Source organism: Desulforamulus ruminis DSM 2154, assembly GCF_000215085.1.
Taxonomy (GTDB): domain Bacteria; phylum Bacillota; class Desulfotomaculia; order Desulfotomaculales; family Desulfotomaculaceae; genus Desulfotomaculum; species Desulfotomaculum ruminis.
Window position 1 is genome coordinate 15919 of record NC_015589.1, and the last position, 17242, is coordinate 33160.

17 protein-coding genes, 6 tRNA genes and 1 other annotated feature are annotated in these 17242 nt (G+C 44.6%); of the genes, 22 read left to right on the forward strand and 1 reads right to left on the reverse strand.

The features are described from left to right. The first annotated feature begins 8 nt into the window (after positions 1-8). The 15 genes from DESRU_RS00060 to DESRU_RS00130 all read left to right on the forward strand — a co-directional run bounded on the left by DESRU_RS00060 (position 9) and on the right by DESRU_RS00130 (position 13288). Positions 9-1250, forward strand: a complete 1242-nt coding sequence (locus DESRU_RS00060) for an HD-GYP domain-containing protein (RefSeq protein WP_013840099.1) — start codon at positions 9-11, stop codon at positions 1248-1250. A 337-nt stretch (positions 1251-1587) separates the two neighbouring features. After that, on the forward strand, positions 1588-2265 hold the full coding sequence (locus DESRU_RS00065) for a helix-turn-helix transcriptional regulator (RefSeq protein WP_041275240.1): 678 nt from the start codon (positions 1588-1590) through the stop codon (positions 2263-2265). 22 nt (positions 2266-2287) lie between these two features. Continuing rightward, on the forward strand, positions 2288-2671 hold the full coding sequence (locus DESRU_RS00070) for a RidA family protein (protein ID WP_013840101.1): 384 nt from the start codon (positions 2288-2290) through the stop codon (positions 2669-2671). Between the two features lie 24 nt (positions 2672-2695). Beyond that, a complete protein-coding gene (locus DESRU_RS00075) occupies positions 2696-3904 on the forward strand; it encodes a threonine synthase (RefSeq protein WP_013840102.1) in 1209 nt (402 codons plus the stop codon). 237 nt (positions 3905-4141) lie between these two features. Continuing rightward, positions 4142-5305 (forward strand): dicarboxylate/amino acid:cation symporter, encoded by a 1164-nt coding sequence (locus tag DESRU_RS00080; protein WP_013840104.1) that lies wholly within the window; start codon positions 4142-4144, stop codon positions 5303-5305. 175 nt (positions 5306-5480) lie between these two features. Beyond that, the gene (gene pdxS / locus DESRU_RS00085) at positions 5481-6365 is read left to right on the forward strand and encodes a pyridoxal 5'-phosphate synthase lyase subunit PdxS (RefSeq protein ID WP_013840105.1); all 885 of its coding nucleotides are present in this window, start codon (positions 5481-5483) and stop codon (positions 6363-6365) included. A gap of 5 nt (positions 6366-6370) precedes the next feature. Further along, a complete protein-coding gene (gene pdxT / locus DESRU_RS00090) occupies positions 6371-6943 on the forward strand; it encodes a pyridoxal 5'-phosphate synthase glutaminase subunit PdxT (protein WP_013840106.1) in 573 nt (190 codons plus the stop codon). 56 nt (positions 6944-6999) lie between these two features. Further along, on the forward strand, positions 7000-7386 hold the full coding sequence (locus tag DESRU_RS19645) for a VOC family protein (RefSeq protein WP_013840107.1): 387 nt from the start codon (positions 7000-7002) through the stop codon (positions 7384-7386). 133 nt (positions 7387-7519) lie between these two features. Then, the gene (locus DESRU_RS00100; protein ID WP_013840108.1) at positions 7520-7813 is read left to right on the forward strand and encodes a hypothetical protein; all 294 of its coding nucleotides are present in this window, start codon (positions 7520-7522) and stop codon (positions 7811-7813) included. A 98-nt stretch (positions 7814-7911) separates the two neighbouring features. Beyond that, positions 7912-8159 (forward strand) — a binding site (T-box leader). Between the two features lie 78 nt (positions 8160-8237). Continuing rightward, positions 8238-9395, forward strand: a complete 1158-nt coding sequence (locus DESRU_RS00105) for a pyridoxal-phosphate-dependent aminotransferase family protein (RefSeq protein WP_013840109.1) — start codon at positions 8238-8240, stop codon at positions 9393-9395. Continuing rightward, complete coding sequence (gene serA / locus DESRU_RS00110; RefSeq protein ID WP_013840110.1) at positions 9392-10972, forward strand: phosphoglycerate dehydrogenase; 1581 nt, start codon at positions 9392-9394, stop codon at positions 10970-10972. The genes DESRU_RS00105 and serA overlap by 4 nt, the downstream gene beginning before the upstream one ends. Before the next feature lie 173 nt (positions 10973-11145). Then, complete coding sequence (gene serS, locus DESRU_RS00115) at positions 11146-12420, forward strand: serine--tRNA ligase (protein WP_013840111.1); 1275 nt, start codon at positions 11146-11148, stop codon at positions 12418-12420. Positions 12421-12522: 102 nt separating this feature from the next. Next, positions 12523-12612: transfer RNA gene (locus tag DESRU_RS00120), tRNA-Ser, on the forward strand. A gap of 19 nt (positions 12613-12631) precedes the next feature. Then, positions 12632-12726, forward strand: a tRNA-Ser gene (locus tag DESRU_RS00125). A 154-nt stretch (positions 12727-12880) separates the two neighbouring features. Further along, on the forward strand, positions 12881-13288 hold the full coding sequence (locus DESRU_RS00130; protein WP_238446331.1) for a nuclear transport factor 2 family protein: 408 nt from the start codon (positions 12881-12883) through the stop codon (positions 13286-13288). 93 nt (positions 13289-13381) lie between these two features. Here the strand turns inward: DESRU_RS00130 and DESRU_RS00135 are convergent, their stop codons facing one another. Then, positions 13382-14059 (reverse strand): CBS domain-containing protein, encoded by a 678-nt coding sequence (locus tag DESRU_RS00135; RefSeq protein WP_013840113.1) that lies wholly within the window; start codon positions 14057-14059, stop codon positions 13382-13384. 140 nt (positions 14060-14199) lie between these two features. On the opposite strand from DESRU_RS00135, the gene DESRU_RS00140 reads away from it, so the two are divergent. The 7 genes from DESRU_RS00140 to vanS all read left to right on the forward strand — a co-directional run bounded on the left by DESRU_RS00140 (position 14200) and on the right by vanS (position 17224). Then, a tRNA-Arg gene (locus DESRU_RS00140) sits at positions 14200-14276 on the forward strand. Positions 14277-14331: 55 nt separating this feature from the next. Beyond that, a tRNA-Arg gene (locus DESRU_RS00145) sits at positions 14332-14408 on the forward strand. Positions 14409-14465: 57 nt separating this feature from the next. Further along, positions 14466-14542: transfer RNA gene (locus tag DESRU_RS00150), tRNA-Arg, on the forward strand. Between the two features lie 30 nt (positions 14543-14572). Beyond that, positions 14573-15025, forward strand: a complete 453-nt coding sequence (gene tadA, locus DESRU_RS00155; protein ID WP_013840114.1) for a tRNA adenosine(34) deaminase TadA — start codon at positions 14573-14575, stop codon at positions 15023-15025. 24 nt (positions 15026-15049) lie between these two features. After that, positions 15050-15143: transfer RNA gene (locus DESRU_RS00160), tRNA-Ser, on the forward strand. Positions 15144-15399: 256 nt separating this feature from the next. Continuing rightward, the gene (gene vanR / locus DESRU_RS00165) at positions 15400-16107 is read left to right on the forward strand and encodes a VanR-ABDEGLN family response regulator transcription factor (protein WP_013840115.1); all 708 of its coding nucleotides are present in this window, start codon (positions 15400-15402) and stop codon (positions 16105-16107) included. Beyond that, positions 16085-17224 carry a vancomycin resistance histidine kinase VanS gene (vanS, locus tag DESRU_RS00170; protein WP_419763401.1) on the forward strand — a complete coding sequence of 380 codons (1140 nt, stop codon included), beginning with the start codon at positions 16085-16087 and terminating at the stop codon, positions 17222-17224. The genes vanR and vanS overlap by 23 nt, the downstream gene beginning before the upstream one ends. Positions 17225-17242 lie beyond the last annotated feature (18 nt).

Genomic DNA, 17242 nt, shown 5'->3' on the forward strand with positions numbered 1-17242 from the left:
TGGTAAACATGGATCAATTTTTAACTAACTATTATCGATTAATGAGTGCTCTGAGTTTGGCTATGGATTTTAGTTCCCATGGACTGATGAAGCATCACATGAGAGTTACTTTAATTTCGTTACAATTAGGAAGGTTATTTGGTTTATCCCAGGGTCAGATGGACAAACTTTTTTCCGCAGCGATGCTGCATGATGCAGGTTCCAGCACATGGGTCGAAAAAGACCAGATCATGCCTTTTCAATCGAAACAGACCTTTGAACATTGCCATAGGGGTTATCTACTTTTTAAAGAGCACCCGTTGTTTCATTCCATCGCTGAAGTCATCTTATTTCATCACGACCGGTGGGATGGTGTGGGGAATGCTTCGGGCCTAAAAGAACGGAGTATTCCTATCGAAAGCCGGATTATTCATCTGGCGGACCGGGTTGAAGTAATGTTGAAGGAGGATGTCTATATCCTTCAGCAGTCCAAATTTATCTGTCAGATCATTAACCAACACGGTGGCAGGATGTTTGATCCTCGCTTAGTAGAGGCGTTTAACGATCTTTCCCATCGGGAGTGCTTTTGGTTGGATTTAAAATCTGAATTTATTACCGAGATTTTGGCTCACCATTGTCCGGTGGCCCATAAAGAGCTGGGGCTGCCGGAAGTCACAGCCATTGCCGAGACCATGGCCAGCGTGATTGACTTTAAGAGTCCCTTTACTCACCGTCATTCCAGAGGGGTGGCCAATGTTTCCTTTTTACTGGCGCAATTGATTAAACTGCCGGATAATGAATGCAGCGCCATTAAAATTGCGGGATTGCTTCATGACTTAGGCAAATTAAGTATTCCCGATACCATACTCAATAAAAATGGACCCCTTACGCCCATAGAATTTGATATTATTAAAAGGCACACTTACTATACCTTTCATATTTTAAAAATGGTGAATGGTTTTGAGAAGATCAACCATTATGCTTCCTGCCACCATGAAAATCTAAACGGAACCGGTTACCCTTTTAAATTGGACAGCTCGGACTTAAAGTTAGGGGCAAAAATCATTGCCGTGGCGGATATTTTTACGGCCTTAACGGAGGATCGGCCCTACCGCTCCGCCCTTGAGAAAGAAGCGGTGGAACAAATTTTAAGGAAGCGAGTAAAAACAGGAGCCATAGACCCGGAACTGACGCATTTGTTGTTAGCCCATTATAGCGAGGCGGAACAGGCGGGGAAAGACTTGAGTGATAAGTTTTTCAAAAATCATTGAGTAAATGTTTTTAGAGAATTCGGCATAACTGCCCCTGTATTTTTTAGGCGGTCAAGAGATGACTTCTGTATTCATCAGGAGTCATCTTTTTTAATGACCGTTGATAATGACTAGTATTGTAATATTTAAATGCTATGTCAGTTTTTATATAAAAATTTTAAAATGAACAAAAATATTTGCTTTTAATTACTTAAAATTTTTTTGTAATACTTATTAAAAAATTTTAAAAACATAAAGGTTTTTTGTGAAATATGTCGAAATAGTCTTCTGTAAGACAAAACAAGTAAACATTGAAACTGTATTAGTACTCTTTGGATTTGAATGGGAGGTAATTAAGATGACTGACGATCATAATGATGTTCACCCCGTACTTCAAACACTCATTCCAATCGCCGAAGGGATAGTGAAAACATTTGGCAAACATTGTGAAGCTGCTGTACATGACCTTCGTAAACCTGAGAATTCATTAATCTATGTAGCTGGTGATATTACTCGCCGCCAAAAGGGTGCTCCCATTACCAATATTGTTATAGAAAATATCCGCAAATATGGCGATAATTGCCCTGATTTGATTGGGTATAAGAATATAACAAAAGATGGTAGGGTTTTAAAATCGTCCACGATCTTTAATAGGGACGACGAAGGTAAGATTATTGGTTGTTTGTGTATCAACTATGATATTAGTGAATTTATGGTTCACAAAGCGCATCTCGATGAATTTACAGCTATAGGGGAAATGTTTCAGTCCTGTTCCGATGGTGGGGAGATTTTTGCCACAGATATCAATGAAGTTTTGGAGGGTATGATTGATCAAGTTATACAAAATCTTGGCGTACCGGTGGCTATGATGCAAAAAGAAAATAAAATTCAAGTGGTAAGGGAACTGGATTTGAAGGGTGTCTTTACGATCAAAGGTGCGGTAGATAAGATTGCGGCTGTGCTAGGGGTTTCGCGCTACACGATCTACAACTACTTAGAGGAGGACCGGTCTAACCGGACTAACAATATCATTTAATTTCAAAAAGGAGGGTTTATAAGTGAACAAAGTTATTATCAGTACCGATAAGGCTCCAGCAGCCGTTGGACCTTATTCACAAGCAGTAAAAGTAGGTAACTTGTTGTTTATCTCCGGTCAAATTCCTATTGACCCTGCTACCGGAAATATTGTGGAAGGGGGTGTACAAGACCAAACCAAGCAAAGTATTAAAAATATTCAGGCTATCTGCGAAGCTGCGGGTGCAAGTCTAAAGGATGTTGTAAAGACATCGGTATTTGTAAAAGACATGAACCAGTTTGCTAAGGTTAATGAAACCTACGGAGAATTTTTTAAAGAGGATGCTCCAGCCAGAGCCTGCGTAGAAGTAGTACGTTTACCGAAAGATGCACTGGTAGAAATTGAAGCCATTGTAGTTGTTGAATAATTTATGATAAAGGAGGATTTAACCATGAGTTATGTAACCCATCTAGAATGCTCAAAATGTAATAAACAGTACAACAGTGAAGAAGTTCATCAACTGTGTGAGTGTGGTGCTCCTTTGATTGTTAAATACGACTTGGCTCGTATTAAAGAGAACTTTCGCAAGGAAGATTTAAAAGATCGCGAACCTAGTTTGTGGCGTTACTGGGAGTTGCTGCCCTTGAAGGATAAAAAGAATCTGGTTTCTCTTGGTGAAGGCATGACCCCTATAATTAAGATGGAAGTGGCAGGTCCTGAAATCGGGTTAAATAATCTTTATCTGAAGGACGAAGGGATTATTCCTTCGGGTACTTTTAAATCCCGTGGCGCTACTGTGGGTGTTTCCAGAGCAAAGGAACTTGGTATCAAGACCTTGGCTATGCCCACCAACGGTAATGCCGGTGCTTCTTGGTCCACCTATGGTGCAAGAGCGGGTATTAAATCAGTTATAGTAATGCCCCAGGATGCGCCGGAAATCACCCGTAACGAATGTGCAATTACCGGTGCGGACCTTTATCTAGTGGATGGATTAATTAGTGATGCTGGTAAAATTGTTGCTAGAGCAGTACAAAAATATGGATGGTTCGACGTTTCTACCCTGAAAGAGCCTTATCGTATTGAAGGTAAAAAGACAATGGGTCTTGAAATTGCCGAGCAGTTTAACTGGGAAGTTCCCGATGTTATTCTCTATCCCACTGGTGGTGGCGTAGGTATCATTGGTATTTACAAAGCGCTGAGAGAATTACAGACAATAGGTTGGATTGGTGAGAAAATGCCGCGTCTGGTGGCTGTACAAGCCGAAGGTTGCGCTCCCATTGTTAAAGCTTGGGAAGAAAAGAAAACGGAATCCGAATTCTGGAACAACGCATCCACCTGTGCTTTTGGTATCACTGTTCCAAAAGCCCTGGGTGACTTCCTTGTGCTGGATGCAATTTACAAGACTAATGGCTGCGCGGTTGCTATTGCAGATAATGATTTATTGGAAGCTCAGGCTGTGTTGGCTGCCAAAGAAGGTACCTTTGTTTGTCCCGAAGGCGCATCTCTGTATAGTGCAGCTAGAAAACTGAGAGAACAAGGCTGGATTAAAGAAAACGAAAAAGTGGTGCTATTGAATACCGGAACCGGTCTGAAATATCCTGAAACTGTAAATGTAAAAGTACCTCTTCTTCAGCCCAATGATAATATCCCTGAGGCTTAAAACAAATATAAAAAGGGCCCGGCAAGTGCAAACTTGTCGGGCAACTAAAAATATATTACCAAGCTATATTGTACATTAAACGGTTACATTTATGCAATTAGTACTTGATTCAACTAAATTAGTGAAATTTTTTATTAGGTGTAAACTGAAATTAGGGGGGAGAGCAATGAGCGAAAAGAAGAAAATGAGCCTTGGGATGAAGGTAATGATTGGCTTAGTTCTCGGTATAATATTGGTATGGCAAGCGAATCGCTCAGCCTACAATTAGAGGTGCTTGGTAAAGCCTTTATCCGGATGATTCAAATGGTTATTGTTCCCTTGGTATTCCCACTGATTGTACTTGGTATAGCTGGTATGCACGATACAAAAAAGTTAGGTCGTGTAGCTGTTAAAACATTGGTGTACTTCGAAGTTATTACTACCGTCATTATTGTGATTGGCGTGATTATTGGTAAGATAACTCATGTAGGTGCCGGTTTTGGTGCTGTGGCTACTGATCCCTCTTATTTGGATAATCTTCAAAAGGGTATAGACATGCATAACTTCCTGTTAGACATTATTCCTAGTAACGCTATAATGTCTATGGCTGAAGGTAAGTTGTTGCCTGTAATTTTCTTTGGTATTTTCGTGGGCCTTGCTTTGGTTGCTATTGGTGAAAAAGGTAAGCCGGTTATTGAATTATTTGAGGCCTGGACCCAGGCTATGTTTAAGGTAATTGAATATGCTGTTTCCTTTGCTCCCATCGGTGTATTTGGTTTTATTGCTTTCAGTGTGGCAAAGTATGGCGTTTCCAGCCTGCTTTCTTTGGGTCAGTTCGTGGCGGTAGCTTATATCGCATTTCTTGTAGTTGCTCTAGTGCTATTGCCGCTGGTTGCATTTATCTTTAAAGTACCTTATATCTCCCTACTGCGTAACATCTGGGATTTGATTCTGTTGTCCTTTACCACACGTAGTTCCGAAGTTGCCCTGCCCCTGCTGATTAACCGCTTGGAAAAGTTCGGTTGCAATCGATCAATCACATCTTTCGTATTACCTACCGGTTACTCTTTTAATCTAGACGGTGCTAGTATCTATGCAAGCTTAGCTGTACTCTTTATTTCAAACGCTTATAACGTACCCTTGTCTTTAGGTCAGTTGGCCACTATTATTATCATGCTGATGGTTATGACCAAAGGTTTGGCGGGTGTTCCCTCTGCGGTACTGGTTGTTCTGTTGGCTACGGCTACTGAAATGGGCCTACCCGCAGAAGGTGTTGCTCTGCTGATGGCAGTAGATTTCTTTGTAGATATGGGACGCACCGCTATGAACGTAGTTGGTAACTCTTTGGCAACCGTTGTGGTAGCTAACTGGGAAGGCGAATTTAAACCTAACTCCGTAGCCACAGAAAAAGTGTCTGCATAATAATTATTTGTAAAGGCTCTGCTAAAAAGTAGAGCCTTTACAATGGATTTTAGAATAAAGCAAGGTATATTAAATATGGCCTTATACTATTGTCTTTAACTAAAAACTTGTCAGATGAGAAACAATAACATAAAATAAATAATCATGGTTCAATAATAGTAGTGGAGGGATTACTTTGACGGATAAAGGAACATGGACCGTTAAAAAAGGCCTGGCAGAGATGCTTAAAGGCGGCGTTATAATGGATGTTACCACTCCGGAACAGGCTAAAATTGCTGAAGAGGCCGGAGCCTGTGCCGTTATGGCATTGGAGAGGGTTCCCGCAGATATCCGGGCTGCCGGCGGTGTGGCTAGAATGGCGGATCCTAACATTATTTTACGCATAATGGAAGCGGTAAGCATCCCGGTTATGGCCAAGGCCCGGATTGGCCATTTTGTTGAAGCCCAGATATTGGAAGCGCTGGGTGCGGACTATATTGATGAAAGTGAAGTTCTGACGCCGGCGGATGAGGTATTCCACATTGATAAGCATCAATTTAAAGTACCCTTTGTTTGCGGCTGCCGTAACTTGGGGGAAGCACTGCGCAGAATTGGCGAAGGAGCGGCCATGATCCGTACCAAAGGAGAACCGGGCACGGGCAATGTAGTGGAGGCTGTGCGCCATATGCGTCAGGTTATGAGTGAAATCCGTATGGTTCAACATATGCCTAAGGATGAATTAATGACGGCGGCCAAAGAAATGGCTGCACCCTATGAATTGGTATTGCAGGTTCACGAGCTGGGACGCCTGCCGGTGGTGAATTTTGCTGCCGGGGGAATTGCCACTCCCGCGGATGCCGCTTTAATGATGCAGTTGGGTTGTGACGGTATTTTCGTTGGCTCCGGTATTTTCAAATCCAAAGATCCGGCTGCCAGGGCCAAAGCCATCGTGGCTGCCACCACCCATTATAACGATCCCAAGATTTTGGCGGAAATATCCAAAGACCTGGATGAAGCCATGCCGGGAATTGAAATTGCTACCATCGCCGCTGAACAGCGCATGCAGGATAGAGGATGGTAAGATAAATGCGGATAGGAGTATTGGCGCTCCAGGGTGCCTTTATTGAGCATCAGAAGTCCTTAGCGGCTTGTGGTGTAGAAAGTATGCAAATTCGTAAACCGGAGCAACTGGAGGCCATACAGGGCTTAATTATTCCGGGTGGCGAAAGCACCACCATGGGTAAATTGATGCATCAGTTTGACCTGTTTGAACCCATTGTTGAACTGGGGCAACAGGGAACCCCCATTTTTGGCACCTGTGCAGGAATGATTATGCTGGCCAGGGAGATCTATGGTTCGGAGCAACCCCGGCTAGGCTTAATGGATATTGAAGTGGAAAGAAATGCCTTTGGACGGCAGGTAGAAAGCTTTGAAGCGGACCTGGAAGTGCCGGCTTTAGGAGAAGACCCCTTCAAGGCAGTTTTTATCCGTGCGCCCTATATTCATCGTGTGGGAGACCCAGTTGAAATTTTGGCCCAATACGGAGAGAAAATTGTGCTGGCCCGCCAGGGACATTATCTGGCTGCGGCCTTTCACCCGGAGCTCACCGAGGATCTGCGGCTGCACCGGTATTTCTTAAATATGATCGGGTCATATTAAAAGAGGCGAAAGCCTCTTTTAATATTGTAAAGAATCTCAACTCAGGATCCCGGGAGGTGGCAAAAATAAACCATCCAATTTTTTGTCATATTGAAATTCCCATTCATAATCTGGAAAAGGCCAGAGATTTTTATGAAAAATTATTCCAATGGGATATTCACATTTTATCCGGAAACCATTACGCCTTGTTCCCAGGAGGGGGATTTCGCCGGGTGGAGGAGAACAAGATCGGAAAAATAACACCCTTTGTCCAGGTGCCAAACCTGGAAGCCAGTTTAAAAAGGATACAAGCCCTGGGGGGTAAAATATTAATTGCTCGGGAAACGGCGGGAACCCATGGAATATGTGCTTTTTTTGAAGATATAGACGGGAATATCCTGGGACTATATGAACCTTGGCAAGCGAAAAACAATGCTACAGGTAAAAAGGAAAAAAATGGATAATCATAAGGGTCTTATTTTAATAAATTGCCCCGAAGTGTTTAAAAATCCCATTATTTGCTAAATAATGGGATTTGCCTAATTATGGTAAACTATTTATGAATGCTAACTTGGCGGCGTTCAGGAGGTGACTGTAATGAAGTTTTTCCTGAACAAACCCGGTAAGTGGGTGATCACGGTAGCGGTACTGTTATCCTTTCTTTTTGGCACCCTGGTAGAGAATAGACTGCAGGTGATGCAAAACCTGCAAAATGCAGTGGTGGAAAACGTGAATGGAGTAATGGTACCCGAAGGTAAAAAATTAAAGGAAAGGTTTGATCGTTACTACAAAGAAGCAGAGAAGACCTATGAAGCCCTGAAAATCGGTACGGCCCTCAGCCTGGCCATTATGTTAAGTTCCCTGCCCAGAACCAATAGCCGGGGACCGTAAGGCCTGATCCTCCCGCAAATTAAAAATTTTTAACAAATCCTTGGTTGACAAACAAATGTCTCCTGTGTAAAATCAGATACATCAGTAAAAAAGCAAAAACAAACCCATTGATGGGGAAAAGTAATTTGGTCCTTTCCTTTCAGAGAGCCGGTGGGTGGTGCGAACCGGCAGGAAATCCGAGTGAATTCCTCCCCGGAGGGGATTCGCCGAGACGCAGCGAAAGATAAAGAAGAGCTGTGGAGTAGGCGGGTACGGGATGATACCCGTTATAACATTGAGTGGGCCGGAAGGATTTATTCCGGTCAACAAGGGTGGCAACGCGGGAGTATTACCTCTCGTCCCTAATGGACTGATCATCCGTTAGGGGCGGGAGGTTTTATATTTTCCACCCCGGCGGGTAATAACAATTTTTCTGGAGGAATGAATGATGAAAGACAAAAAGTATCTTTTGATTCCTGGACCGACTCCAGTGCCCCCCCGGGTGGTTGAAGCCATGTCCCGGCCCATTATAGGCCACCGCAGCGCGGGATTTCAAGCTGTGATGGAAAGGGTCACGGGGAAGCTGAAAAAGGTTTTCCAAACGGAAAATCATGTTTTTATACTGGGCAGTTCCGGTACCGGAGCGTTGGAAGCGGCGGTAGCCAATCTGGTCCATCCTGGGGATAAGGTACTGGCCTTGTCCTGCGGTAAATTTGGCGAACGCTTCGCCGAACTGGCCCGGATTTATGGCGGAAATGTTGATTTTGTGGACTTTGGCTGGGGATATGATATTGATCTCAACGTAGTTAAGCGCAAACTGGATGAAGACTCCGCCATTAAGGTGGTATTGGCTACCCAGAATGAAACTTCCACTGCTGTGCAAAACGACATTGAAGGGCTGGGTAAACTGGTAGCCCAGTACGATGCCGTATTGGCTGTGGATGCTGTCAGCGGCCTGGCGGCCATTGATTTAAAGACCGATGAGTGGAACGTGGATATGGTGGTCAGCGGTTCTCAAAAGGCTTTCATGCTGCCCCCCGGATTGGCCTTCATCAGCGTCAGCGACAAGGCCTGGGCTAAAATAGAGAAAAACACCTCTCCGGTTTACTATTTTGATCTGAAAAAGGCCAAAAAGTCTATTGCCAAATGGAATACGGCCTATACCACCCCGGTGTCCATGGTTTACGGGCTGGAGGCTGCCCTGGACATGATACTGGAAGAAGGATTGCCTCAGGTTTTTGCCCGTCACGCACTGCTGGCTAAGGCCACCCGGGCGGCTGTTCAGGGGCTGGGCCTGGAGTTGCTGGCTCCCGACGAATGCGCCTCCAAGGCCGTTACGGCGGTACAGTCTCCCATGGTAGTGGATGCCGATACCCTGCGTAAAGTACTGCTCAAAGAGTATGGCGTAACCTTTGCCGGCGGCCAGGAGATGATGAAGGGTAAAATTTTCCGTATCGCCCACATGGGTTATGCCGGCAAGATGGATGTCATCATTGCCATTGCCGCATTGGAAATGGCCCTGGGCAAATGCGGTTATAAAGCGGAGTTAGGAGCCGGTGTACGGGAAGCTCAAATGGTATTTGTGGGAGGAGAACACGCATGAAAGTACTTGTAATGGATGGCGTAGCCGAAAAAGGGTTAGCCCCGCTGCGTCAGCAGCCGGATATAGAAGTGGTCATTGGGAATAAAATGACTGAGGATGAGCTGGTGGCGGTCATTGGCCAGTACGACGGCCTGATTGTCCGCAGCGCCACCAAAGTAACGGCCAGGGTTATTGAGGCGGCCACCCGGCTGAAAGTCATTGGCCGGGCCGGCGTAGGTGTGGATAATATCGACCGCAATGCAGCCACCAACAAGGGGATTCTGGTGGTCAATGCCCCGGACGGCAATACCATTGCCGCTGCGGAACTGACCATGGCCATGATGCTGTCTCTGGCCAGAAAGGTGCCCATGGCTTGCAGCAAATTAAAAAGCGGCTGCTGGGATAAAAAGGCCTTTATGGGCATGGAGCTGCGGGGCAAGACCCTGGGAGTCATCGGTTTGGGACGGATCGGTTCCGCGGTGGCGAAAAGAGCCCAGGCCATGGAAATGCACATTGTGGCTTATGATCCCTATATTTCTGAAGAACACGCCCAAAAAATGGCCGTGGAACTGCTAAGCCTGGATAAAGTCTTTGAACAGGCGGATATTATTACCATCCATATGCCTAAGACCAAAGAGACCTATCACATGATCAATAAAGAAGCCCTGGAAAAGATGAAAGAGGGCGTGCGCATTATTAACTGCGCCCGGGGCGGCATTGTGGATGAACCCGCTTTATACGAATATATGGTTAACGGCAAGGTAGCCGGAGCGGCGCTGGATGTTTTTGAAGTGGAGCCTTGCACGGAAAACCCCCTGCTTCAACTGGAGAACTTTATTGCTACTCCTCACCTGGGTGCTTCCACCGAAGAAGCTCAGATCAACGTGGCGGTGGATGTGGCGGAGGAAATTGTAGCCGCCCTGCGGGGAGATTTGGTAAAGAACGCCGTCAATATCCCGTCCATGAGCCCCAAACTGCTGGCCAAGGTCCGCCCTTTCCTGGATCTGGCCGAAAAATTAGGAAAGTTCCAGGCTCAGATGCTCAATGGCCGTTTGGAAAAAGTGGAAGTGGTTTACAGCGGCGAATTAGCCCGCTATGATGTCAATCCCATTACTACCCTGTTGCTGAAGGGACTTTTGGATCCCATCCTTCAGGAGAACGTGAACTTTGTAAACGCGCCGGTGGTGGCCCGCAACCGCGGCATCACGGTGGTGCAGACCACCACCGACAATGCCGAAGACTACAACAATCTGATTACCGTTGCCGTGTATACCAATAACGGCAAGAGACTCCTGTCCGGAGCCCTGTTCCAAGGCAATGACCCGAGAATTGTCAACATCGACGGCTACCGTATTAACGCCGCCACCTCCGGTCATATGCTGGTGGTGCCGCACATTGACAAGCCGCGGATTGTAGGGAAGGTGGGCACCGTGGTCGGTGATAAGGACATAAATATTGCCGGCATGCAGGTGGGCCGCATTGAACTGGGCGGCAAAGCCATCATGGTGATGATGGTGGATAACATTGTTCCCCAGTGCGCCATGGATGAACTGGCTAAAATCGACGGAGTACTGGAAGTAAAAATGGTTAGCCTATAGATAAAACAACCGGGGCTGAGCATGAGCTGCCAAGCTCATGCTCAGCCCCGTTGCTTATCCTGGTTTTACAAAGAGGTAGGGTTGTAGTATAATGTATACCTGTAAATGTGATTAAAATTACCAAAACTACCAACAAAACACGTAAATTTCCTACCAATTTGGGGGTCGTAACGATGCTGGATATTAAATTTGTACGCAGTCATCCGGAACTGGTTTTGGAAGGGTTAGAGAAGCGGGGTTCCAACATTACCCTGGATGAATTTTTAAAGCTGGATGCCAAACGCCGGGAAAAGCTGGTGGTGGTAGAGCAGCTTAAAAACACCCGCAATGTCGTTTCGGAAGAAATCGGCCGTTTGAAGAAAGCCGGCCAGGATGCCGAAGAAAAGGTGCTGGAGATGCGGCAGGTATCTCAGCAAGTGAAGGATATTGACGATGAAATCAGAGCCATTGAGGAAAGGCTGGAAAGCATCTTGCTCACCATTCCCAACCTTCCCGATGAATCTGTTCCTGTTGGTAAGGATGAAAAGGATAACCCGGAAATTCGCCGCTGGGGCAAACCCAGGGAATTTGACTTTGAGGCCAAGCCCCACTGGGAATTGGGTGAGAATTTAAATATTTTGGACTTCGAGCGGGGCGGCAAAGTTACCGGGGCAAGGTTTTCTTTCTATAAAGGAATGGGCGCCCGGTTGGAGCGGGCATTAATCAACTTTATGCTGGATTTGCATATTCGCGAGCACGGCTATACGGAAATTCTTCCTCCCTTTATCGTGAATGCCGACAGCATGGTGGGCACCGGCCAGCTTCCCAAGTTTTCCGAAGATATGTTCAAGCTGGAAGGCTACAACTACTATTTAATTCCCACGGCGGAAGTTCCGGTGACCAACCTGTACCGGGAAGAAATTTTATCCGGCGACCAACTGCCCATTTATCATTGTGCCTACAGCGCCTGTTTCCGGGCCGAGGCCGGCGCTGCCGGGCGGGATACTCGAGGGCTTATTCGCCAACATCAGTTTAATAAAGTGGAATTGGTTAAATTCAGCCGGGCGGAAGAATCCTTTGACGAACTGGAAAAATTAACGGAAAACGCTGAAAAGGTGCTTCAAGCGCTGGGCCTTCCTTACAGGGTGATCCTGCTCTGTACCGGGGACATGGGCTTTGCTTCGGCAAAAACCTATGATCTGGAAGTATGGCTGCCCAGCTATAACAATTATAAAGAGATTTCTTCTTGTAGTAATTTCCTTGATTTCCAAGCTCGGCGGGCCAACATAAAGTTTCGTCCCAGTCCCAAGAGCAAACCGGAATTTGTCCACACCCTCAATGGTTCCGGTGTAGCCATTGGCCGCGCGCTGTCGGCCATTCTGGAAAATTATCAGGAAGCGGACGGCAGCATTACCGTTCCACCGGTGTTGGTGCCTTACATGGGCGGCATCGAAAAGATTACCCTGTAAAACCATAAACAACTCTTAACATATAAATTGACATCCTCTTTTGGCTGTGGTATACTCTAACTTGCCTTGAGTTTAAGCGTTTAGTAACGTGGTTCCTAACCCGGAAGGGTGTCCGAGCGGTTTAAGGAGGCGGTCTTGAAAACCGTTGAGCCTTTGCGGGTTCCGTGGGTTCGAATCCCACCCCTTCCGCCAGGTAAGTTAATAATAATTCGGAGAGCTGGCCGAGTTGGCTGAAGGCGCTCGCCTGCTAAGCGAGTATACGGGCTTAAACCTGTATCGAGGGTTCGAATCCCTCGCTCTCCGCCATTATATTTTATAGAAAGAAGCCGATTGCATCTGCAATTGGCTTCTTTCTATAATTATATGGTAAATTATAAATGTGGATTAATATTCTACGTATTAGTATGATATTGTGCTTATTACAGATGTTTGAAATTTTCAAAGGGTTGAGAAGAGGGGGATGAAAGTGGAAAACAAAAATGTTGAATTGGCAATCGAATTTATTAAGGCAGTAAGTGATGGAAAAATAGGTGAGGAACTTAATAATTTTTATGATGAATCCGCAAATCAAATTGAGTATCCTAATTTATTAACAAAAAAGATTGTTGAGAGAAACCTGGATGCTATAAAGGATGCATCAATAAAAGGAAAGCAGGTTATTTCAATTCAAAACTACGAGATTATAAAAGCATATTCTTGTGGAAATACAGTTATTATTGAAGCGATTTGGACGGGTAGACTAGCAATTCCATTAGGAAAGCTGAAAGCCGGTGATGAAATGAAGGCATATTTTGCTCAGTTTTTTGAATTCAGAGATGGTAAGATTGTAAAGCAACGAAATTATGATTGCTTTGAAAACTTTCTTTAATAATTTCGATAATCTTGTAATTTTTTATTTCGCATTTTTATATAATACGAATTAGCAATATTTAGGGGATTTAAAAACTGCTAGTGCGCCGCACTAACGGTTTTCTTCTTTTTGATATTCCTGTATCAAGAGGGATAATACTTGTCGGTAGGTGATGGAACCCACCGCCCGGCCCCGGTGATCCAACACGGGCAGGGCGGAAGCGTTACGGGAAACCATCTTAGCGGCCACCGAAAGAAGGCTTTCTCCCAGCACCACCCAGTCTCCGCTATCCAAATAAATTTTTGCTTTTGCCATGGGCTGATCAAAGATGGTAAAGGGACGGCACTCACCATTAAAACATCCCTCTAAAAAGGATTCTATGGTAATATATCCTTTCAGTCGGCCTTCCGGATCCGTTTCCGTAAGAATACCGTCCCGGGCCAGTTCCGTGATCTTGAAGGATTTCAATTGCACATTGTCTTCGGGGTCGATCATTTCGTTAAGGCCGCCGGCCCCAACATTAACATGAGCTATATCCATTAACGGCGGTTGATTGATTTTAATTTCTTTATCTCCGTATTTTAATACCAAACTGGACCCAAAAACGATGAGAAGCACCAGCGCAGCAAAAAGAATAATGCCAACTAATATCTGCCACTTGCTTTCCGGACCCATAAAAAGATCGGAACAGATGTTTTTAAAGAACAAGTAAAGAAAACATAAAACAGCCAAGACCGATAAAAATCTTAAAATGGATTCAAAGCTGGCATCTTTAAAAAGGCTTTTCAAAAAATTACCCCCCGACACAGGATTTAACTCAAAGCGATTTATTCCAGTTGATTTTCTCTTCAGATCTGTTATATAATAAAATCTGTGACAGTAAGCAAGTGCTTTTGTACGCTATAATCTATGACAAACCATGAAACAATGTGCCCGTGGCTCAATTGGATAGAGCACCTGACTACGGATCAGGAGGTTAGGGGTTCGAGTCCCTTCGGGCACGCCAGCTTATTCTTGACATCTTGTCTAAGTTATGTTATGATTCTTCTTGCCTTAAATAAGTGCCTGTGGCTCAATTGGATAGAGCACCTGACTACGGATCAGGAGGTTAGGGGTTCGAGTCCCTTCAGGCACGCCATTGTTAACAGGTTGTTAGTTCTAAAATGAAAATTTGGGGCTAGCAACTTCTTTATATGCGCCCGTAGCTCAGGTGGATAGAGCAGCGGTTTCCTAAACCGCGTGCCGGTGGTTCGAGTCCTCCCGGGCGCACCATCTTTTTTTATTTTTAAGGAGTTTTGCGGTTTGTCACATGCTACCTACATGCGCGAGGCCCTGCTGGAGGCTCAAAGGGCTGCGGATAAAGGGGAGGTGCCCATTGGCGCCGTGGTGGTGGCCCAAGGAGCCATTGTGGGCCGTGGCCATGACCTGCGGGAAAGCCTTTGCGACGCATCGGCCCACGCGGAAATCCTAGCCATGCGGGAAGCGGCGAAGCACCTGGGAGACTGGCGCTTAAACCACGCCACGTTGTATGTGACGGTGGAACCCTGCGCCATGTGTGCCGGGGCAATTGTGCAATTCCGGGTCAGGCGCCTGGTATACGGTGTCCCTAACCCTAAGGCCGGTTCGGTGGACTCCATTTTAAACATCGTTCACCAGCCCAAATTTAACCACCGGGTGGAAGTCATTTCAGGCATCCTGGAAGATGAGTGCCGGGAAATTATCCAAAACTTTTTTAAGTCCTTGAGGGAAAAGTAAGCCTAAAATAGAATACAACAATAAGGAGAGTTGGCCGAGCTGGTCGAAGGCGCTCGACTCGAAATCGAGTAGGGTCTGATGAAGGCTCTCTAGGGTTCGAATCCCTAACTCTCCGCCACAATAATGCTTCAGGTTTAAGGTTAAGGGACAGTTTGCCGATAGGGTAGACTGTCCCTTAAATTTTTTAAAAGCTCAGGAAATTTATTGCTTAAAACCCTTGCTATTGACGAAAGTGATATTTACATTTGTGTGTAAAGGACTATCAGTATCGCGATATTCAGAAAATCTTAAGATTTTAATAAGTAAAAAGCTATAAAATGGATTTTTGCTTCGCAATATAATAATTATGGGGATATATACTCAAAAGAAAGAAGATGAGGCTTTTGGCTGCAAATATTTTAATAGTTGATGATGAACAAGCTATTGCCGATTTGGTTGAAGTTTATCTGAAAAATGAGAACTATAATATCTTTAAATTTTATAACGGGAAGGATGCCCTTAACTGTATTGAAAATGAAAAACTAGACCTCGCCATTTTGGATGTCATGCTCCCCGATGTAGACGGTTTTTCAATCTGTCAGCAAATCCGGGAAAAGCGTAATTTTCCGGTTATCATGCTGACTGCCAAAGAAGAAGAAATCGATAAGATTACCGGGCTGACATTGGGTGCGGACGACTATATCACTAAACCGTTTCGCCCCTTGGAACTTATTGCCCGTGTAAAGGCGCAGCTCCGGAGATTTACCAAATATAATTCTGCGGAGCCAAACCAGGAAGAACACTTGATTGCCTTTTCCGGTTTGGTATTGGACAAGGATACTCATGAATGCACATTAAACGAAAGATCGCTTGCTCTCACTCCTACAGAGTTTTCCATTCTTTGGGTCCTTTGTTCCAATCGCGGACGGGTGGTCAGTTCGGAAGAATTGTTCCATGAGGTATGGGGAGACAAGTATTTCACCAACAGCAATAATACGGTAATGGTTCATATCAGGCATTTAAGGGAAAAAATGCACGACAGCGCGGAACATCCTAAATATATCAAAACGGTATGGGGAGTTGGCTATAAAATTGAAAAGTAAGAGAGATAAAAGAAGGAATGATTATACAAAATTAAAAGGGAAAGTATTTTTTCAAATGCTTCTGATTACAATTGCCGCCGCTGTGACTGTTTATCTATTGCGCTATATCCTGCGTGGGCAGGTCGGAGATCGTATCGTTCGATTTTTAGTCAACGCTTTTCATTTTGAAAATTCGGACGCACAGAAAATCTATCAGTTAGTGATTCGCAACAATATGGACATGATTCTTTTTGTTGTAATTCTAATATTTTTAGTTATCCTTTTTCGATTTTCTGTTTCTTGGTTCACAAAATATTTTGATGAAATCAGCGCTGGAATGGATAAACTTACTGAGGAATCCGATGCAGAAATTACATTATCACCGGAATTGGATTTTATGGAAAATAAGCTTAATCAAATAAAAAACAATCTGGAAAAACAAAAGAAGGCTGCTCTTGATGCGGAGCAGCGCAAAAATGATTTGGTCGTTTACTTGGCCCATGATATAAAGACACCTCTAACCTCTGTTATAGGATATTTAAGTCTTCTGGATGAAGCTCCTGATATGCCTCCTGAACAGAAGGCAAAGTATGTCGGTATTACCTTGGAAAAAGCTTATCGATTAGAGGAGCTTATCAATGAGTTTTTTGAGATCACAAGATTTAATCTTCAAACAATTGTTTTGAATAAAGAAAAAATTAATTTACTGTTCATGCTCCAGCAGATGGCAGATGAATTCTATCCAATGCTGACTCCACAAGGAAAACAGGTGTCCGTCAATGTGCCTGACGGACTCACTCTATGGGGAGATGCAGACAAACTGGCCCGTGTGTTCAATAACATTCTGAAAAATGCCATAGCCTATAGCTATGAAAACAGCGGCATTGACATTTCCGCTCAGCAGCAAGATAAAAATATTGTTATAACTTTTACCAATCAGGGAAATCCAATCCCGCAGGGAAAGCTTAATAGTATTTTTGAAAAATTTTACCGATTAGATACTGCACGTTCCACAAGCACCGGTGGGGCAGGGCTGGGTTTGGCCATCGCACAAGAAATTGTCACGGCTCACGATGGAACAATCTCTGTGGAAAGCAACCCGGAAAATACTACATTTACAGTAAAGCTTCCGTTATAAGAAAATCTTAAGAAGTTC

Excerpts from the sequence above, each read along its gene's own strand:
- vanR (WP_013840115.1), top strand. The coding sequence starts at position 15,400 with ATGAGGCTTTTGGCTGCAAATATTTTAATAGTTGATGATGAACAAGCT.
- DESRU_RS00080 (WP_013840104.1), top strand. The coding sequence starts at position 4,142 with ATGGCAAGCGAATCGCTCAGCCTACAATTAGAGGTGCTTGGTAAAGCC.
- DESRU_RS00105 (WP_013840109.1), top strand. The coding sequence starts at position 8,238 with ATGATGAAAGACAAAAAGTATCTTTTGATTCCTGGACCGACTCCAGTG.
- serA (WP_013840110.1), top strand. The coding sequence starts at position 9,392 with ATGAAAGTACTTGTAATGGATGGCGTAGCCGAAAAAGGGTTAGCCCCG.
- DESRU_RS00075 (WP_013840102.1), top strand. The coding sequence starts at position 2,696 with ATGAGTTATGTAACCCATCTAGAATGCTCAAAATGTAATAAACAGTAC.
- pdxT (WP_013840106.1), top strand. The coding sequence starts at position 6,371 with ATGCGGATAGGAGTATTGGCGCTCCAGGGTGCCTTTATTGAGCATCAG.
- DESRU_RS00060 (WP_013840099.1), top strand. The coding sequence starts at position 9 with ATGGATCAATTTTTAACTAACTATTATCGATTAATGAGTGCTCTGAGT.
- serS (WP_013840111.1), top strand. The coding sequence starts at position 11,146 with ATGCTGGATATTAAATTTGTACGCAGTCATCCGGAACTGGTTTTGGAA.
- DESRU_RS00100 (WP_013840108.1), top strand. The coding sequence starts at position 7,520 with ATGAAGTTTTTCCTGAACAAACCCGGTAAGTGGGTGATCACGGTAGCG.
- DESRU_RS00065 (WP_041275240.1), top strand. The coding sequence starts at position 1,588 with ATGACTGACGATCATAATGATGTTCACCCCGTACTTCAAACACTCATT.
- DESRU_RS00130 (WP_238446331.1), top strand. The coding sequence starts at position 12,881 with ATGAAAGTGGAAAACAAAAATGTTGAATTGGCAATCGAATTTATTAAG.